The sequence below is a fragment of the Halalkalicoccus sp. CG83 genome (assembly GCF_037081715.1).
Taxonomy (GTDB): domain Archaea; phylum Halobacteriota; class Halobacteria; order Halobacteriales; family Halalkalicoccaceae; genus Halalkalicoccus; species Halalkalicoccus ordinarius.
Genome location: NZ_JAZDDH010000001.1, coordinates 1,515,153 through 1,530,612 on the forward strand (window position 1 = coordinate 1,515,153; position 15,460 = coordinate 1,530,612).

The 15,460-nt window shown below is 67.5% G+C and carries 18 protein-coding genes; 7 read left to right on the forward strand and 11 right to left on the reverse strand.

Translation table 11 applies throughout. The features are described from left to right. Window positions 1-7: 7 nt before the first annotated feature. From V0Z78_RS07890 to V0Z78_RS07905, 4 genes are read right to left on the reverse strand one after another with little or no spacing between them, the layout of a single operon-like run. Window positions 8-895, reverse strand: a complete 888-nt coding sequence (locus V0Z78_RS07890; RefSeq protein ID WP_336344087.1) for a succinate dehydrogenase/fumarate reductase iron-sulfur subunit — start codon at window positions 893-895, stop codon at window positions 8-10. 1 nt (window position 896) lies between these two features. Beyond that, window positions 897-1,268, reverse strand: coding sequence for a succinate dehydrogenase (locus V0Z78_RS07895; protein WP_336344088.1), 372 nt, complete (start codon window positions 1,266-1,268; stop codon window positions 897-899). Between the two features lies 1 nt (window position 1,269). Beyond that, window positions 1,270-1,662, reverse strand: a complete 393-nt coding sequence (gene sdhC, locus V0Z78_RS07900; RefSeq protein WP_336344089.1) for a succinate dehydrogenase, cytochrome b556 subunit — start codon at window positions 1,660-1,662, stop codon at window positions 1,270-1,272. Between the two features lie 44 nt (window positions 1,663-1,706). Further along, window positions 1,707-2,738 (reverse strand): succinylglutamate desuccinylase/aspartoacylase family protein, encoded by a 1,032-nt coding sequence (locus tag V0Z78_RS07905; RefSeq protein WP_336344090.1) that lies wholly within the window; start codon window positions 2,736-2,738, stop codon window positions 1,707-1,709. A gap of 92 nt (window positions 2,739-2,830) precedes the next feature. Between V0Z78_RS07905 and V0Z78_RS07910 the strand changes: the two genes are divergently transcribed. Continuing rightward, complete coding sequence (locus tag V0Z78_RS07910) at window positions 2,831-4,195, forward strand: ATP-grasp domain-containing protein (RefSeq protein WP_336344091.1); 1,365 nt, start codon at window positions 2,831-2,833, stop codon at window positions 4,193-4,195. Between the two features lie 10 nt (window positions 4,196-4,205). On the opposite strand, the gene V0Z78_RS07915 is transcribed toward V0Z78_RS07910, so the two are convergent. Continuing rightward, the gene (locus V0Z78_RS07915) at window positions 4,206-4,802 is read right to left on the reverse strand and encodes a DNA-3-methyladenine glycosylase family protein (protein ID WP_336344092.1); all 597 of its coding nucleotides are present in this window, start codon (window positions 4,800-4,802) and stop codon (window positions 4,206-4,208) included. Window positions 4,803-4,981: 179 nt separating this feature from the next. On the opposite strand from V0Z78_RS07915, the gene V0Z78_RS07920 reads away from it, so the two are divergent. Beyond that, on the forward strand, window positions 4,982-5,425 hold the full coding sequence (locus V0Z78_RS07920) for a hypothetical protein (RefSeq protein WP_336344093.1): 444 nt from the start codon (window positions 4,982-4,984) through the stop codon (window positions 5,423-5,425). Between the two features lie 25 nt (window positions 5,426-5,450). Here the strand turns inward: V0Z78_RS07920 and V0Z78_RS07925 are convergent, their stop codons facing one another. The 4 genes from V0Z78_RS07925 to V0Z78_RS07940 form a co-directional block, all read right to left on the reverse strand. Then, window positions 5,451-6,815, reverse strand: coding sequence for a class-III pyridoxal-phosphate-dependent aminotransferase (locus V0Z78_RS07925; protein ID WP_336345167.1), 1,365 nt, complete (start codon window positions 6,813-6,815; stop codon window positions 5,451-5,453). A 48-nt stretch (window positions 6,816-6,863) separates the two neighbouring features. After that, complete coding sequence (locus V0Z78_RS07930) at window positions 6,864-8,129, reverse strand: MgtC/SapB family protein (protein WP_336344094.1); 1,266 nt, start codon at window positions 8,127-8,129, stop codon at window positions 6,864-6,866. Window positions 8,130-8,168: 39 nt separating this feature from the next. After that, a complete protein-coding gene (locus V0Z78_RS07935) occupies window positions 8,169-8,444 on the reverse strand; it encodes a PadR family transcriptional regulator (protein ID WP_336344095.1) in 276 nt (91 codons plus the stop codon). Window positions 8,445-8,786: 342 nt separating this feature from the next. After that, window positions 8,787-8,933, reverse strand: coding sequence for a hypothetical protein (locus V0Z78_RS07940; RefSeq protein WP_336344096.1), 147 nt, complete (start codon window positions 8,931-8,933; stop codon window positions 8,787-8,789). Window positions 8,934-9,023: 90 nt separating this feature from the next. Here V0Z78_RS07940 and V0Z78_RS07945 point away from each other — a divergent pair, with 90 nt between their 5' ends. Continuing rightward, on the forward strand, window positions 9,024-9,749 hold the full coding sequence (locus tag V0Z78_RS07945) for a DUF7117 family protein (RefSeq protein WP_336344097.1): 726 nt from the start codon (window positions 9,024-9,026) through the stop codon (window positions 9,747-9,749). On the opposite strand, the gene V0Z78_RS07950 is transcribed toward V0Z78_RS07945, so the two are convergent. Further along, window positions 9,741-10,634 carry a bifunctional methylenetetrahydrofolate dehydrogenase/methenyltetrahydrofolate cyclohydrolase gene (locus tag V0Z78_RS07950; RefSeq protein ID WP_336344098.1) on the reverse strand — a complete coding sequence of 298 codons (894 nt, stop codon included), beginning with the start codon at window positions 10,632-10,634 and terminating at the stop codon, window positions 9,741-9,743. The two genes, V0Z78_RS07945 and V0Z78_RS07950, sit on opposite strands and share 9 nt — an antisense overlap. A gap of 168 nt (window positions 10,635-10,802) precedes the next feature. On the opposite strand from V0Z78_RS07950, the gene V0Z78_RS07955 reads away from it, so the two are divergent. Together V0Z78_RS07955 and V0Z78_RS07960 are read left to right on the forward strand one after the other, a co-directional pair. After that, window positions 10,803-11,360 (forward strand): DUF6789 family protein, encoded by a 558-nt coding sequence (locus V0Z78_RS07955; RefSeq protein WP_336344099.1) that lies wholly within the window; start codon window positions 10,803-10,805, stop codon window positions 11,358-11,360. A gap of 36 nt (window positions 11,361-11,396) precedes the next feature. Continuing rightward, on the forward strand, window positions 11,397-12,452 hold the full coding sequence (locus V0Z78_RS07960) for a molybdopterin-dependent oxidoreductase (RefSeq protein ID WP_336344100.1): 1,056 nt from the start codon (window positions 11,397-11,399) through the stop codon (window positions 12,450-12,452). 1 nt (window position 12,453) lies between these two features. Here V0Z78_RS07960 and V0Z78_RS07965 read toward each other — a convergent pair whose 3' ends face one another. After that, window positions 12,454-13,449 (reverse strand): zinc-binding dehydrogenase, encoded by a 996-nt coding sequence (locus V0Z78_RS07965; RefSeq protein WP_336344101.1) that lies wholly within the window; start codon window positions 13,447-13,449, stop codon window positions 12,454-12,456. 167 nt (window positions 13,450-13,616) lie between these two features. On the opposite strand from V0Z78_RS07965, the gene V0Z78_RS07970 reads away from it, so the two are divergent. Both V0Z78_RS07970 and V0Z78_RS07975 read left to right on the forward strand, forming a co-directional pair. Next, window positions 13,617-15,173: a Na+/H+ antiporter NhaC family protein gene (locus V0Z78_RS07970; RefSeq protein WP_409338681.1), complete on the forward strand. Its 1,557-nt coding sequence runs from the start codon at window positions 13,617-13,619 to the stop codon at window positions 15,171-15,173. Continuing rightward, on the forward strand, window positions 15,170-15,448 hold the full coding sequence (locus tag V0Z78_RS07975; RefSeq protein WP_336344102.1) for a DUF7513 family protein: 279 nt from the start codon (window positions 15,170-15,172) through the stop codon (window positions 15,446-15,448). The genes V0Z78_RS07970 and V0Z78_RS07975 overlap by 4 nt, the downstream gene beginning before the upstream one ends. Window positions 15,449-15,460: the final 12 nt, after the last annotated feature.

Consider the following 15,460-nt stretch of genomic DNA (forward strand, 5'->3'; position numbering starts at 1 on the left):
GGTTCCGTTACCAGAACTTGAGGTTCTTCTTGACCGCTTCGCGCTTCAGTTCCTGGATGTGCTCGGTCAGCGGGATGTCCTTCGGACAGACGTTCGTACAGGAGAACTGCGTCTGACACCGCCAGACGCCGTGTTCCTGCTCGACGATCCGCAGGCGGTGTTCCTTCATGTCCCCGCCCTCGCGTTCGTCCATCGCGAACCGGTAGGCCATGCTGATCGCCGCCGGGCCGAGGAACTCGTTGTCGCCCGCCGCGATGTTACACGAGGACTGACAGCACGCACACCAGATACAGCGCGTTCCCATCTTGATCTTCTCGCGGTTCTCCCGGCTCTGGCGCTGTTCGTCCAGATCGCTGTCGGGAGCCTCGTTCGTCTGGAAGTAGGGCTCGACCGCCTCCATCTGGTCGAAGAAGTGGTCCATGTCGACGACCAGGTCCTTCACGACCTCCTTGTGGGGGAGCGGCTCGACCCGAACCGGCGTTTCGAGGTCCGCGATCTGGGTCTGACAGCCCAGCCGCTGGCGGCCGTTGATGAAGAAGGCGTCCGAACCACAGATCGCCTGTCGACACGAGTGGCGGAACGTGAGCGACGAGTCGTGGTGATCGCGCGCGTACATCACCGCGTCGAGGACGGTCATCCCCTTCTCGAAGGGAACGTGGAAGTCGTCGAAGCGCGGCTCCTGTTTCTCCGCGACCTCGGGGTCGTAGCGGAACACCTTGATGTGGACGGTGTTCTCCGCCTCCTCGGCGCGCTCCTCGTCCTGTCGCTCGCGTTCGCGCTGTTCGCGGCGCTTCTCCTTGTCGTCCAATCGACGCTCCTGGTAGGCCGAGCGTGGCTCCGAGTGACCCGCGTCGACCTCCGCCTCCGTCTCTCTCTCCTCGAGTTGTGTGCTCATTTCAGTACAGTGGAATGCCTGCGAATGCGTTTGCGGTTCGGATCCCCTGAACGATGAGTGCGACGCTTGCGACGATCAACACCGCCTTCACGACCGTCTTCTGGGTGCCCGTCAGTCCCTGGTTGGTCAGGCCGTTGTAGACGCCGTTGACGCCGTGGAACGTCGCGGTGATCAGGAACAGCACCATCAGCGAGTAGTAGCTGATGTCGCCCATCCGGTACTGGCTGCCCGCGAACGTGATCTCCGAGGCGTGGTTGACGAAGTGCAGCAGGAAGAAGTGGAAGGCGAGTATCACGACGAGGAACGCCGCGGTGATTCGTTGGAGCAGCCAGAGGCTGCCGTTCGAGTTGAACGAGGAGTAGCGTTCCGCCATCTCAGAACGCCCCCTCGAGGAACGTCGGCACGCTCGCGACGGCGATCACGCCGGTGAGGATCAGCGACGCGTAGAAGCTCTTGTCCTGGGCGTCGAGCCCCACACCGAGGTCGACCATCAGCAGGCGAACGCCGTTGAGGATGTGAAAGACGGCGACCGCGAGCAGTCCGACCTCCAGAACGCGCACGATCACGAGGCTCTCGAGGCTCTGGATCGTCTCGGTGTACGCTCCCGTGCCGACGGTGGCCGTGCTGAGCACGGCGATGTGGGTGAACAGATAGCCGATGAGGACCCAGCCGGTGAACTTGTGGAAGATCCACGCCCACATGCCGGCGGTGAACTCGCGCCACCGGCCGAAGTCCTCGACGAGGCCGCGGTTGTACGACTGACTCATTTCTCGTTTGGGCCTTGACCTCAGGTGGTAAAGAGGTTACTACCTCAGGTCTCGCCGTTTCGCTGGCCGGTCGACTGGAGCGACTCGACGACCCGACGGGTCTCGTGTTCGAGTTCGACCAGGTGACAGAGCGGGTTGCCCGGGTAGACGACGGGGTTCTCGAGGATTCCGACGAGCACGCCGGTGAAGGGCGCCTCGACGGTGTCGTCCTCGGTCATGAACGGGTTGGTGATCTTGCAGATGGTGTCGCCCTCGTGGACCAGCGCCCCCCGGTCGTGGTACATGTCGACGATCCCGCCCGAGTCCGCCCGGATCCACGTCTTCTCGAGGTCGTCGTGGATGACGGTCCGCCAGCCGGGCCACCGGACGGTCTCGGCGGGTTTGACGCCGTACTCCGCGAAGACGCTCGCGACGCCGTCGAGCGCCTGGTCGATCAGCGCGCGCTGGAAGCGGTGGGCCTCGCCCATCTCGATCGTGACCGTCGCGACGCCGTCGTCGGTCGCCTCGCGTCGGAGCGATCCGGGCGGCCCCTGACCCGCGATGATGACGTTCGACGCGAACGCCTTGGCGAGCCGTCTCGTGTCCGAGTTCTCCATGTTCGCCCGGATGTGGAGCATGTTGTTCCGACCGCGCGTCGAGGTGTGGAAGTCGAGCACGAAGTCACAGGGCGCGATGAAGTTGCGGTAGATTCGGTCGGCCATCCGTTTCGCGCTCGTCCCGGAGTCGGAGCCGGGAAACGAGCGGTTCAGGTCGCGATCGAGGATCGGGAGGTAGCGCTGCTGGGCGAGAAAGCCCGGGATGTTGAGCACGGGCAGACAGACGATGGTGCCGTGGAGGCCGGTGTGGTTCCACTCGTGGGCGACCGCCCTGACCACCTCGATTCCGTTGAGCTCGTCGCCGTGGGCGGCAGCGACCAGCCCGACGGTCGGGCCCGGCCGCTCGGTGTTGATGATCGTCACGGGGATCCGAACCGGATCGCCGAGGTAGGTCTCGCTGACGGTGTAGCGGACGTTCGCGGTCTCCCCGGGCGCGACGGTGCCACCGCCGTACGTAAACGGGGAGGGGTCGGCTGCCATGAGGGGGCCTCCGGGCGCCACGTATAAAAGCCTACCACGATCGCCGTCGGCGTTCGATAACGCTTTAGGAGGTTCCCCGAGAGGTTCGGACCATGCCAGAGAGCGTACGCGTGGGTGTCCTCAGTCTGCACAGCAGCAAGGAGACGAAAGCCATCCTGAACGCCGTCGAGGACTTGGGCCACGAGACCGAGTGGCTGAGACAGGAGAACACCGCGATCGAGATCGACTCCGAGGGAGTGCACCTCGAGCCGGACGTCGACGTGATCGCGAACCGCCTCCTGCTCTCGAACACCGGCCATCCGAGCGAGGAACTGGGGCTCGCGACGACCTACGACTCGCTGCGCCCGATGCTCAACCGGCCCCAGGCGACGCTCACCGCGCTGCACAAGTTCGCGACCGGCGTGAAGCTCGCCGACGCCGGCGTCTCGGTGCCGGACGCGCTGCTCGCGCTCGACAACCGCCGGCTCAACGAGGGTCGCGGCGAGTTCGGCGAGGAGGTCGTCTACAAGACCGCCATCGGCACCCACGGCGGCGGCACCTGGAAGATCGGACCGGAGGAGACGGTCAACCCCCGCGTCGGCAACCGACAGGCGTTCCTCCAGGAGCTCATCGAGCGCGACGGCGAGCAACACCGCGACCTCCGCGTCTACGTCGTCGGCGACCGGATCATCGGCGCGATGAACCGCTATGCGCCGGAGAACGACTGGCGGACGAACGTCGCGCTCGGCGGCGACGTCGAGGACGCGAGCGACCGCCTCCCCGACGAGGCCGTCGAGATGGCGACCCGCGCGGCCGACGTGGTCGGACTCGACTACGCGGGCGTCGACCTCATCGAGGGCGAGGACGGCTGGTTCGTCCTCGAGGTCAACCCCACCGCCGGTTTCCGGGGGCTCTACAAGGCGTCGAACGTCAGCCCCGCCCCCTACATCGCCCAGCTCGCGATCGAACGCGGCGGCGGCAGCGTCGACGAGGAGCGCGTGCGCGACCTCTCGGCGACGCTCGACGACTCGCGGCCCGCGGCCATGCCCCCGGCGGCCGACACCGGCCGCGGCGAGGTCGCGAGCATCGGCTACACCGAGGAGGTCATCGTCAGCGGGACCAGCGGGAGCGAGGTCGTGATCGCGAAGTCCGACACCGGCGCCTCCCGGACGAGCATCGACACCGGCCTCGCCGCGGAGATCGGCGCCGGGCCGATCAAGTCGATCACGCGGGTTCGCTCGGGCAGCTCGAAGTCCAGTCGGTCACGGCCCGTCGTGGACCTCGTCGTCGGGGTCGGCGGCAACCAGCACACCGTCACCGCGAGCATCGAGGACCGCAGCCACATGGACTACGCGCTCCTGCTCGGCCGTGACATCCTCGAGAACTACCAGGTCAACGTCCGCCGCCGTGCGGAGGCGGAGGACTACGACCCCGATCGCGAGGAGGAAGAGGAGGAGGAAGAGGAGACGGCGCAGTAGCGACGCGGCGTCAGTCGTCGGCCTCGTAGTCGGCCCAGATGTACTTCGTCGCGGCCGACCGATGGGGACGCCACGCTTCTGCGATCTCGCGCATCTCCTCGCGCGTGAGCTCCTCGCCGTCGCCGTAGAGGCGCTCGATACCGCGTCGCACCGCGAGATCGCCGAGCGGGAGGACGTCTTCACGTTCGAGGACGAACAGCAGGTACATCCGGGCGGTCCACTCGCCGACGCCCTTGATGCGGGTCAGTTCCGCGATCACCTCCTCGTCGGTGTGGTCCGCGAGCCCCTCCGGCGTGAGGTCGCGCTCGAGGAACGCCTCGGCCGCGTTCCTCGCGTACTCGACCTTCGTGTAGCTGAGTCCGGCCTCGCGAAGCGCCTCCTCGTCGGCGGCGAGCACGGCCTCGGGCGTCACCGGCCCGTCGAACAGCGCGAAGACGCGTTCCTTGACGGCGGCGGCGCTCGCCGTGGAGAGCTGTTGGTTGATGATCGAGACGACCAGTCGCTCGAACCCGTCGTCCCACTCGGGTTCGACGTACGGCTCCCGTTCGTCGATGATCCGCGCCATCACGGGGTCGCGCCGGAGGACGCTTTTCGCGTCGTCGTCCATGGCCGCAGTACGGCATCGACGACCCTGAGTGTGGCGTTCGTCTCCGATCTCGACTCGTCCACGTACTCGTCCCGCCGCCGGTCCCCTTCGTCGCCCGTGGCGGTCACGTCCACCGCCCCTCGGGACTGGTTGCACCTGCCTGTCACAGCGTTAAGTGGGCGGATCACTAACGATCGACCATGACAGAGGATCCGAACCGAGGCGATGACCCCGAGAACCGATCCGCCGCCGACGCGGACACCACGAGCGACGTCACCGGCGAGGGACGCCGGGGCGAACGGGGCGCCGGGACCAGTCCGGGCGCGGGGGCCGACGCGACGGGACCGACCCTGGCTGACGCCGAGGGAAAGACGGTCGTCGACCACGAGGGCAACACGGTCGGCCTCGTCGACGAGGTCGAGGGCGAGACGCTCTACGTCGAGCCCGATCCCGGGCTCACCGACCGCATCTCGGCGAGCCTCGGCTGGGGCGACCGCGACGACGACAGGACGATCGACGTCGACCTGGTCGACGAGGTGACCGACGACAGCGTCGTTCTGGAGCACACCGGGGACGTCGATACGGACGACGACCCCGCAGCCGACACCGACGTGAGCGGGACGAGCGGGACGAGCGGACGATAGCGAACCCGATTCGCTTCCTCGGGTTTCAGCGCCCCGTCCCGGTGGATTCCGATGCGACGTCGTCGATCGCAGCGCACAGCAGTTCGGCACCGAGTTCGATCTCGCGCTCGGTGACGTCGAGCGGCGGCAACAACCGGATGCTTCGGTGCCCGCAGCCGAGCGTCAACAGCCCCCGCCTCAGGGCGGCCTCGATGACCGCCTCGCGTCGATCCTTCGAGTCGAACTCGACGGCGATCATCAGTCCGAGCCCGCGGACGTCGACGACGCCCTCGCCCCCGGCGTCCGAGAGCCTCTCGACCAGTTCCCGGCCCCGGACGCGGGCGTTCTCGAGCAGGTCCGCCTCGCGGATCGCGTCGATCGTCAGCGCGCCCTGCATCGACGCGACGACGTCGCCGGCTCCCCACGTCGAGGAGATCCGCGCGTTCTCCTCGGGGAACACCGCGTCGTTCGAGACCGTCGCGCCGACGCGGAGCCCCTTCGCGCACGTGATCACGTCGGGTTCGATCGCGAAGTGATCCGATCCCCACATCTCGCCCGTCCTGCCCAGTCCCGTCTGGATCTCGTCGGCGATCAGTAGCACGCCGTGTTCCGAACTGACCGCCGCGAGCTCCTCCATGAACGGCTCGCTGGGGATCCGGTAGCCACCCTCGCCCTGGACGGGTTCGACGATCACGTAGGCGAGGTCCTCGAGCGGCAGGTGGCCGGTCTCGGGATCGAGCTTCTCGCGGAGCGCGGAGCTCCCGTCGCGGAAGAAGCCACAGTCACAGCTCTCGGGACTACAGTGCCGATCGCGACAGAACGGCACGTCCGCGATCCCTGATAGCTCGGGGTAGCCCTTCCGTTGGACGGACTTCGAGCGGTTGAGGCTGAGCGCGCCGAGCGTGCGCCCGTGAAAGCCGCCCTCGAAGACGACGCCTCGGCTCCCGCCCGACGCGTCGTAGCAGATCTTGATCGCGTTCTCGACCGCCTCGGCCCCCGAGTTCGAGAGGAAGACCCGATCCATCCCGAGGTGACTCGTCAGCTCGCGCAGCCGGTCCATCAGCTGGGTCGGACCCGGAAACTCGGGGTCCGCCGGCGTCCCTGGCGAGCCGACGTAGAAGTCCTGGCCGGCGATCTTCGTCGGATCGACGAGATCGAACTCCTCGAAGCGCTCCATCAGCAACGGGTTGTTGTAGCCGAGCGGGGCGGCGGCGACGTGGCTCGTGAAGTCGAGCAGGACGTTGCCGTCGACGTCGGTACAGAACGGCCCCTCGGCGTCGGCGGTGACGTCCCAGACGAAGTCGTAGACGTAGGTGCTGTTCGCGGCCGTCCGTCGGTGGTGGGCGGCCCACCGCCGGGCGCGCTCGCCCGGCATCGTCTCGACGACCGGCTCCGCGGTGTCCCTGTCGATCGGCATGGGCCGGCTACGAAGAGTGACAGGTTAAACGGTTCGACCGGACTACAGCGCCACGAGCGCGGCCGAGACGGCCGTCACGACCAACAGGGCGCCGCTCCAGATCGCGACCTGTCGCGTGAACGCTCGGTCGGAGCTCGTCGCGGCGAGCATCGCCTTCACCATGATGCTCGAGGCCGTCGCGAGCAGGATGGCGACCACCGTCACATCGTATGCGAGCGCGCCGGTCCGATAGAGCACGACCGCCGAGGTCGCTGCGCCGGCGCTCGAGACCAGCCCCGAGAGCGCCGCGGTCGCGTAGAAGCCGGCGGTGCCGAGATACGCCTCCGCGAACGCCCCCGAGACGACGATCAGCAGGAAGATCGCCCCGAACCCGAGGGCGTTTCGAAGCGAGAACGGGCTCTCGAGTTTCATCTCGATCTCCTCGCCCCAGTCGGCGATCGCGGCGGCGATGGCGACGCTACCGACCACCACCGCTCCGAGCGGGACGATCACGCCATAGAGGGGCGCATCGATGGTGAACGCCACCGCGATCGCCAGGTTGCGAAACGCCATCGCCGCGTCGGCGAGCAGGATCGCTGCCGCCGCGTAGGAGGCCGCCGCGGGGTGCTGACGGACGTGATCGAGCATCGTTCCGACGACGGCGGTCGAGGAGGCGAGCCCGCCGAAGAAGCCGGTGACCGCGATGCCGCGCCCGCCGTAGGAGCGAACGATCGCGTAGTTGACGATGCCGATCCCCGCGACGGTGACGACCATCAGCCAGATCACGCGCGGTTCGACCGCGACCGAGAACCCGCCGGCGCCGACGTCGACCGACCCGGGCGGCAACAGCGGGTAGATCACGAACGCGAGCACGGCGAACTCCGCGCTCGAACGGAGCTCCGCGCGGCTCATCCCCCACGCGAAGCTGTGGAGTTCGCGTTTCAACACCAGGAGCATCGAGGAGAGGATCGCCACCGTCACTCCTTCGATGAACAGCCCCGTGCCGACGAGCACCCCCACGCCGTAGGCGACGAGCATCGAGACGCCGGTGGTCAGCGAGAGCCCCCGGTCCTCGTCGAGCAACCCCCGCACCGCGAGCAACAGCCCCTGCGCGGAGACGAGCAGACCGCCGACCACGAGCAACAGCGGCTCCTCGAGGATGGTGAAGACCGCACCGAGCAGGCCGATCAACGAGAACGTGCGGATCCCGGCGGACTTATGCGACCACTCGCGTTCGAGCCCGAGGAACAGTCCGAGCGCCGCCGCCAGCAGGATCCGGACGAGCGGACCGTCGAGCGCGACGGTGAACACCGACTCGGCACTTGTCACGACGGTCCTCTCGCCGTCCCGAGAGTTAACGACTCCGCTCTACGGCTCGACGTACTGCGCCTCCCACTCTCGCCGGGCTTCGATCTCCTGGCGGCCCCTGCGGGTCAGGGCGTAGTAGTTCGTCCGCCGGTCGCGCTCGCCCTTCTCCACCAGCCCCTTATCGACCAGCGTATCGAGGTTCGGGTAGAGCCGTCCGTGGTGGATCTCCTTCCCGTAGTACGCCTCGAGTACCTCCTTGATCGCCAGTCCGTGGGGCTCCTCCTCCCCGGCGATGGTATAGAGCAGATCCCGTTGAAATCCCGTCAGATCATGCATGTATCGCTCTCGGTGACAGTTCGATCCACGATTTCATAAACGTGTGGGAAATCGGGCTTCGATCAGCAGATTTCGAACTATTACGATATACTATCAAACATGTGTTCGTATTAATATCTCAAACGGCCGTTCGGAACCGGCGGTCGGACGATGATCGGTGGACGGCGTCGTGACTCGCGACGGTCGTGGTCCGTAGAATGGAAGCAATTCACGCGGGAAAACCCCGCGTGACTGCTTGCCGCCCTGAATTGGTCCCCGCTGACGCTTCGGCCCTCCAAAGCGAAGCGTCACATGTTCAATCACGCTACGATGGTATAAACCTACCGCAACCGGTCGGATGACTTAGATGTGTTCCTCCTCGAGCACCCAGCCGAGCGAGCGTTTGTAGTACGTGAACATCTCCCGGATGCTCTCGTGGCGCAGTTCCTCGCTCTCGAGCTGTTCTTTGAGAAACTCGTACTGCTCGCGGACCTCCTCTTCCGAGCGCATACGGCTACTGGGAGCCCCGCTCTCATCAAGTTACGTCCTCGGGCATCGGTCGGTCGTGGAGGTTTTCCCCTCGGAGGGGGTAGCCGACGCATGGAGATCCGCGGCAATCGCGAGTGCGCCGACTGCGGGACGCGCTGGTCGTACTACGAGACGGGTGAGGTCACCTGTCCCGACTGTGGCTCGCTTCGCAGCGTCGGTCGCGACGACGAACGCCGGCTGCACACCGACGGTCCCGCCACGTTCGATCTCTCGTCCGCCAGGGAGGCGCTCGCCGACCGCCCGCTCGTCGAAACGGCCGACGACGTCCGCGAGCAGTGTCGGCGCTACCGACGCCGACGCGGTTTCGTCCGGGAGGGCGAGCTGCTCGACCTCGACGAGACGTATCTGGTGGCGAGCGAACTCGAGGTTGCGATCGGCGAGTACGATCGAACGCTCTCCTCGGGGGCGCTCGACGCCGCGACCGACGACGAGGAGCAGCTCTACCTCCTCTCGCTGCTCGAGATCGACCGGCCGCCGGCCGATCGGGTCCCGCGGACGTTCGAGTCCGCCCGCGGGCTCGCCTACGCGCGGGCGGTCGAGGAGTATCGGACGGACGTCCTGGAGTGGCTCGACGCGACCGATGCGACCGAGCCCGCCGTCCGCTCCGCGCTCGAGCGGCTCGAGGACCACCGTCGTCGCGTCGAGGCGCTCGACGGGGCCGTCGACCCGACGACGGCCGAACGGCTGGTGGAGGTGGCACGCGAGATCGGCCGGTATCTCCGCGAGGGCGAACTCGCGCTCGCGCGCGCACAGGACCGGCTCGACTCGTTAGGGTAGCTCGACCGCTACGCCCTCGCGCTCCGAGGCGGCCATGACGGCGTTGTAGAGCAACATCGCGCGGGTCATCGGACCTACCCCGCCCGGGACGGGCGTGATCGCGCTCGCCTTCTCGCGCGCGCTCTCGAACTCGACGTCGCCGACGAGCTCGTAGCCCCTCTCGTTGTCCGCCTCGACGCGGCTGATGCCGACGTCGATCACCACGGCGCCCTCCGAGAGCATCGAGCCGTCGATCAGCTCCGTCACCCCGGAGGCGGCGATGACGACGTCCGCATCGCGGGTCTTCTCCTCGAGGTTCCGCGTCCGGGAGTGACAGACGGTGACGGTGGCGTTTCCGCCGTCAGCCTTCTGCATCAGCAGGTTCGCCATCGGCTTGCCGACGATCTCGGATCGGCCCACGATCGTCACGTCAGCACCCTCGGTCTCGACGTCGTACGCCTCGAACAGCTTCTGTATCCCGTGGGGGGTACACGGCTTGAAACGCGCGTCGCCGGCGACCAGCCGACCGACGTTCTCGGGGTGGAAGCCGTCGAGGTCCTTCGTCGGGTCGATCCGCCGCAGTACCTCGCGGTAGTCGATGTGGTCGGGGACCGGGGCCTGGACGAGGTAGCCGTGGATCGCGGGATCGGCGTTGAGCTCATCGATCGTCTCGTAGAGCTCCTCGGCGGGTGCGTCGCCGTCGACGTCGACGTGGACGCCCTCGATGCCGACCTCCTCGCAGTCGCGCTGTTTCATGTTCACGTAGGTCTCGCTCGCGGGATCGTCGCCCATGAGCACCGTCGCGAGCCCCGGTCGGACGCCCGCGTCGGCGAGCGTCTCGATCGATCCCCCGAGCGCGTCGCGGATCTCGCTCGCGACCCTCTCCCCGTCGATGATCGTCGTCATGGCCGACCGTGGGCGATCCACCGCCTTCAACGCTCGGATCCGTGTTCATCTGGGGCCATTATCTCCTTCTAATATGCATATTCGTGTATACACTCGCCGGGCACGTCGAAGTGCCGGCCGAGTCAGGGACCGGAGTTATAGGCCCGAGGGTCGATGAGTCGGTAGACAATGGCACTGTTAGGTTCGAACGAGGACGAAGGCGGAGAGGTACCGTCCTCGGAGAGCGATGCGGTGAAGGCAGCCGAATCGACGCCGGTCTTCACCGCCCGGTCGTTGATCCGGGCCGTCCAGGGCGGGCTGTTCGCGACGTTCGTGATGACCGCGTTCCGGCTGCCGATCCTCCGGTCGCTGCCGCCCTCCGCGAACTTCTGGGCGAAGTACGTCGGAAGCGGCCACCCCGAGGAGTACACGGGGATGGGGGCCGTCCTTCACGTCCTCTACGGGGTGAGCTTCGGCGCGCTGTTCGGCCTGCTCTATCCGCGGATGAACCTCCCGCGGTCGGCGACCGAGACCGAGGGCGTCGTCTGGGGGGCGATCTTCGGGCTCGCGCTCTCGGCGTTCGGCGAGCGCGTGATGCTCCAGCGGATGCTCGATATGGATCTCGAGGCGGACGCGGAGACGATCTTCCACGCCTCCCACGCCGTCTACGGCATCGCGCTCGGCGCCTGGGTCGGTTCGCGGATCGACCCCGACCCCGACTACGAGGAGTACGAACACAGCCAGTAGCGACAGAGCCTATCCCTTCGAGTCCCTACCCGAACCATGGGCCGGTTCTCGCTGCCAGCGCGGCTCGTCGACTGGACGCTGTTCGCGCTGGTCTGCTTCGAGGTCGCCTCCGGAGTGGCGAGCCTCACCGTCGGCCGGCCCGAACACCGCTGGCTGTTCTACGTTCACGGGATCGCCGGGCTGACGCTCGTCGTCCTGCTGTTCTGGAAGCTCCGACGGGTGCGCCGGCGGATCACGGACCGCTCGCGCTGGGACCGGACCACGCCCGTCTCGATCCTCGCCGCGCTGGTCGCCGTCGCCGCGCTCGCCACCGGGGTTCTCTGGGCGTTCGGCTTCCACTGGCGAGTCGGCTACTGGGAGTTCCTCATGCTCCACATGGCGCTCGGCCTGCTCCTGTTGCCGCTCGCGCTGGTCCATCTCGCCGGGCGGTATCGCCCGCCCGAACGGACGGACTTCGAGGGCCGGCGCACCGCACTGACGTATCTCGCCCTCGCCGCGACGGGAACGCTCGCCTGGCGCGCCCAGAGCGCGATCAGCCGGCTGCTCGACACGCCCGGGGCCGACAGACGGTTCACCGGATCGCGCGAACGGGGGAGCCTCGCGGGCAACGCCTTTCCCACCACCAGCTGGGTCGCTGACGATCCCGACCCGGTCGATCCCGACGACTGGTCGTTGACGGTCGGCGGCGCCACCGCTACGGAACTGGACCTCGCGTACGACGACCTCGCGCCCGCCGAGCGCAAGCGGACGACGCTCGACTGTACGAGCGGCTGGTACTCGGTACAGGACTGGACCGGCGTCCGGATCGGCGACCTGCTCGACGCGGTCGAGCCCGACGAACGGGCGCGCTACGTGCGGTTCCGATCGGTGACGGGTTATCGCTGGAGTCTGCCGATCGAGGAGGCCCGCGACGCCCTGCTTGCCACCCACGTCGGCGACGAACCGATCAGCCACGGCCACGGCTTTCCCCTCCGCGTCGTCACGCCCGGCCGGCGCGGCTTCCAGTGGGTGAAGTGGGTGGAGTCGGTCGAGGTCCACGAACGCTACGACTACGGCCAGTGGGTCGTCATCTTCACCAGCGGGTTCTCGTAGCTCAGAGGTCGTTCTCGAGGACGATCTTGCCGACGCCCTCGCCGGCCTCGAGCCGTTGGTGGGCCTCGCCGACCTCGCTGAAGCCGTACCGTCGCTCGTCGAGCAGCGGCTCGAGATCCCCGTCGTCGACTAGAGCGGCGATCTCGCGCAGTTCGTCGCCGAGGCGGGCCTGTCGTTCGTCCTGCAGGATCGGTAGGATCGCGAGCACGACGTCGAGCGAGAGGGCGTTCGCGTGCATCGCGCTCAGGTCCTGGGTCGAACTCGACTCGGTGGTGGCGACCCGGCCGTAGGGACGAACTGCCTCGAACGCGGTCTGGAGGTGGGCGTCGCCGATCGGGTCGAAGACGACGTCGAAGCCCGTGCCGTCGGTGTGGGCGTCGACGTACTCCTCGACCGACTGCTCGGTGTAGTCGACGGTGGCGTCCGCGCCGAGTTCCTCGCTGATGGCGCGTTTCTCCTCGGTGGAACCGGTCGCGATCACCCGGGCGCCGACCGCGTTCGCGATCTGGACGCCGACGTGGCCGACGCCGCCCGAGCCGCCGTAGACGAGCACGACGTCCTCGGGACCGACGTCCGCCTTGTCGATCAGCATCTCCCAGGCGGTGAGCGCGACCACGGGAAGCGCGGCGGCCTCCGGGAGCGAGAGCGACTCGGGTGCGGACGCGATCACGTCGGCGTCGGCGATCGTGTACTCGGCCAGTGCACCGGGGCTGCCCGCAACGCCGCCGGGCATGCCGTAGACCTCGTCGCCTGGCTCGAACTCGGAGACACCTTCGCCGACGGCGTCGACCGTGCCGGCGACGTCACAGCCCAGGATCGCGGGGAACGCCGGGGCGAAGTCGGGCAGGTCGCCCCGCCGGATCTTGTAGTCGACCGGGTTGACGCTCGAGGCCGCGACCGAGATCCGGACCTCGCCGGGCCCGGGTTCGGGCGTCTCGACCTCGCGCGTCTCGAAGACGTCCCCATCGCCGAAACCGTCGATCACGCGTGCCTGCATGCTCTCCGGTTCGGTCTCGCCGCGGGTGTATCTTGGCGTAGCGGATGGGAAGACCCCACGGATCGGACTCCGAGCGCGCCGCTGGGCACGTACGCCACCCCGGAGAACGTCGACGCCGATAGACGTCACGTTTATCACCTCCGGTTGGGAGGAATGAGACGAATGATATGAGCGATTCGACAGACACGGACGTCATGAGCGGGTTCGGCCGAGAGGAACAGGAGCGGCCGCACATCGAGTTCTACGGTGGACGCGGCATGAGCGCGGTCCCGATCGTCTTCTTCATCGTGTGGGCGATCGCCCAGACCGCGCTCTGGCGCATCTCCGACACCGAGGGCCTGGTCGCGGGCATGCTGATCGGACTGATCGTCGGGATGCTGTTCGCGAAGGGCAACTGGAAGACGTACGCGAACACCATCTTCGAGGGGATGACCCAGCCGGTCGCCGTGACGGCGATCGTCGCCTGGCTCTGGGCGGGCATGTTCGCCGAGACGCTCCAGGTCGGCGGATTCGTCGAGGGACTGGTCTGGCTCGCGGACGCCACCGGCGTCGGCGCGGTGCTCTTTCCCGCGATGACGTTCGTGCTCGCGGCGGTGCTCGCGACCGGCATCGGCACCGGCTACGGGACGACGATCGCGTTCGTCACGCTGTTCTTCCCGGCCGGCGTGTTGCTCGGGGCGAACCCCGTATTGCTGTTCGGCGCGATCCTCTCGGGGGCGATCTTCGGCGACAACCTCGCGCCCGTCAGCGACACGACGATCGTGAGCGCCGTCACCCAGGACTCGGACATCGGTGGCGTCGTCGCCTCGCGGTTCAAGTACGCGATCATCGCCGCGGCGATCGCCTTCGGGGCGTACATCCTGGCGGGCGCGGTGATGCCGGGCGTCGACGTTTCGGGCGACGCCCAGCAGATCCTCCTCGATCAGAGCCGGCCGATCGGGCTCGTCCACCTGCTCTCGATGGCGATGGTGATCGGCACCGCCGTCGCCGGCCGTCACATCGTCGAGGCGATCTCCTGGGGGATCATCACCGCGGTCGTCCTGAACGTCGTGCTCGGGCTCTCGACGGCCGCGGAGATCGTCGTCTTCCGCGCGCCGGCGGACGCGCCGCTCGCGGAGCCACTCGCGTTCCTGCCGATCCTCGAGATCGTCGAGGACCCCGAGGCCGTCGGCGTCGGCGGCAGCATCCTCGAGGGCGCGGTAGGATTCTTCGCGCTGTCGATCCTCGTCCTGTTGATCATCGCCGCCGCCCAGATCATGATCCGCGGGGGGGCGTTCCAGGCGATCCTCGACTGGTCGCTCGATCGCCTCGCGACCAACGTGCGAAACGCCGAGCTCACGATGGTCGGCTCCTCGGCGCTGATCAACGCGGTGATCACGATCAACACCGCCGCCGAGGTCGCGATCGGTCCGTTCATCTCGAAGGTCGGCGAGCGGTTCAACATCAACGGCTACCGCCGGGCGAACATCCTCGACGCCCAGACGTCCGCGCTGGGGTACATCTTCCCCTGGTCCGGCGGCGTCCTCGTCGGCTACACGGCGATGGCGGAGCTGCCGGGCCAGTTCGACTGGTTCACTGCCGGGATGGTCGTCAACCCCGTGCAGGTCGTACCGTTCGTCTTCCACGGCTGGCTGCTCGTCACCGTCTTCGTGCTCGCGGCGATCACCGGCTTCGGCCGCGAGTATCTCACCGACCGCGAGAGCGAGGAGGTGGCCCGACTATGAGCTTCCTCTCGAAGTACCTGCGCGGCTGGAAGTTCCGCACCACCCACCCGACGCTGCAGCCCGGTTCGGAGGTCAACGTCTTCCTCGCGGAGTACGATCCCGGGGAGGATCGAGGGGTCGCGTTCATCGGCGACACCCGGCTCTACGTGAAGAACGCCGAGCCGGAGCACGTGGAAAAGCGGATCCGCGTCGCCGTCAGGGAGTTCGAGCCCGACGACTCGATCGGTCGCGGCGAGTTCGTCGCGGTCGTGGGCGAGAGCTCCTACACCGAGTAACCCTCGTCGGTT

Coding starts and splice junctions, on each gene's coding strand:
- V0Z78_RS07890 (WP_336344087.1), bottom strand. CDS start 895: ATGAGCACACAACTCGAGGAGAGAGAGACGGAGGCGGAGGTCGACGCG.
- V0Z78_RS07895 (WP_336344088.1), bottom strand. CDS start 1,268: ATGGCGGAACGCTACTCCTCGTTCAACTCGAACGGCAGCCTCTGGCTG.
- sdhC (WP_336344089.1), bottom strand. CDS start 1,662: ATGAGTCAGTCGTACAACCGCGGCCTCGTCGAGGACTTCGGCCGGTGG.
- V0Z78_RS07905 (WP_336344090.1), bottom strand. CDS start 2,738: ATGGCAGCCGACCCCTCCCCGTTTACGTACGGCGGTGGCACCGTCGCG.
- V0Z78_RS07910 (WP_336344091.1), top strand. CDS start 2,831: ATGCCAGAGAGCGTACGCGTGGGTGTCCTCAGTCTGCACAGCAGCAAG.
- V0Z78_RS07915 (WP_336344092.1), bottom strand. CDS start 4,802: ATGGACGACGACGCGAAAAGCGTCCTCCGGCGCGACCCCGTGATGGCG.
- V0Z78_RS07920 (WP_336344093.1), top strand. CDS start 4,982: ATGACAGAGGATCCGAACCGAGGCGATGACCCCGAGAACCGATCCGCC.
- V0Z78_RS07935 (WP_336344095.1), bottom strand. CDS start 8,444: ATGCATGATCTGACGGGATTTCAACGGGATCTGCTCTATACCATCGCC.
- V0Z78_RS07940 (WP_336344096.1), bottom strand. CDS start 8,933: ATGCGCTCGGAAGAGGAGGTCCGCGAGCAGTACGAGTTTCTCAAAGAA.
- V0Z78_RS07945 (WP_336344097.1), top strand. CDS start 9,024: ATGGAGATCCGCGGCAATCGCGAGTGCGCCGACTGCGGGACGCGCTGG.
- V0Z78_RS07950 (WP_336344098.1), bottom strand. CDS start 10,634: ATGACGACGATCATCGACGGGGAGAGGGTCGCGAGCGAGATCCGCGAC.
- V0Z78_RS07955 (WP_336344099.1), top strand. CDS start 10,803: ATGGCACTGTTAGGTTCGAACGAGGACGAAGGCGGAGAGGTACCGTCC.
- V0Z78_RS07960 (WP_336344100.1), top strand. CDS start 11,397: ATGGGCCGGTTCTCGCTGCCAGCGCGGCTCGTCGACTGGACGCTGTTC.
- V0Z78_RS07965 (WP_336344101.1), bottom strand. CDS start 13,449: ATGCAGGCACGCGTGATCGACGGTTTCGGCGATGGGGACGTCTTCGAG.
- V0Z78_RS07970 (WP_409338681.1), top strand. CDS start 13,617: ATGAGCGATTCGACAGACACGGACGTCATGAGCGGGTTCGGCCGAGAG.
- V0Z78_RS07975 (WP_336344102.1), top strand. CDS start 15,170: ATGAGCTTCCTCTCGAAGTACCTGCGCGGCTGGAAGTTCCGCACCACC.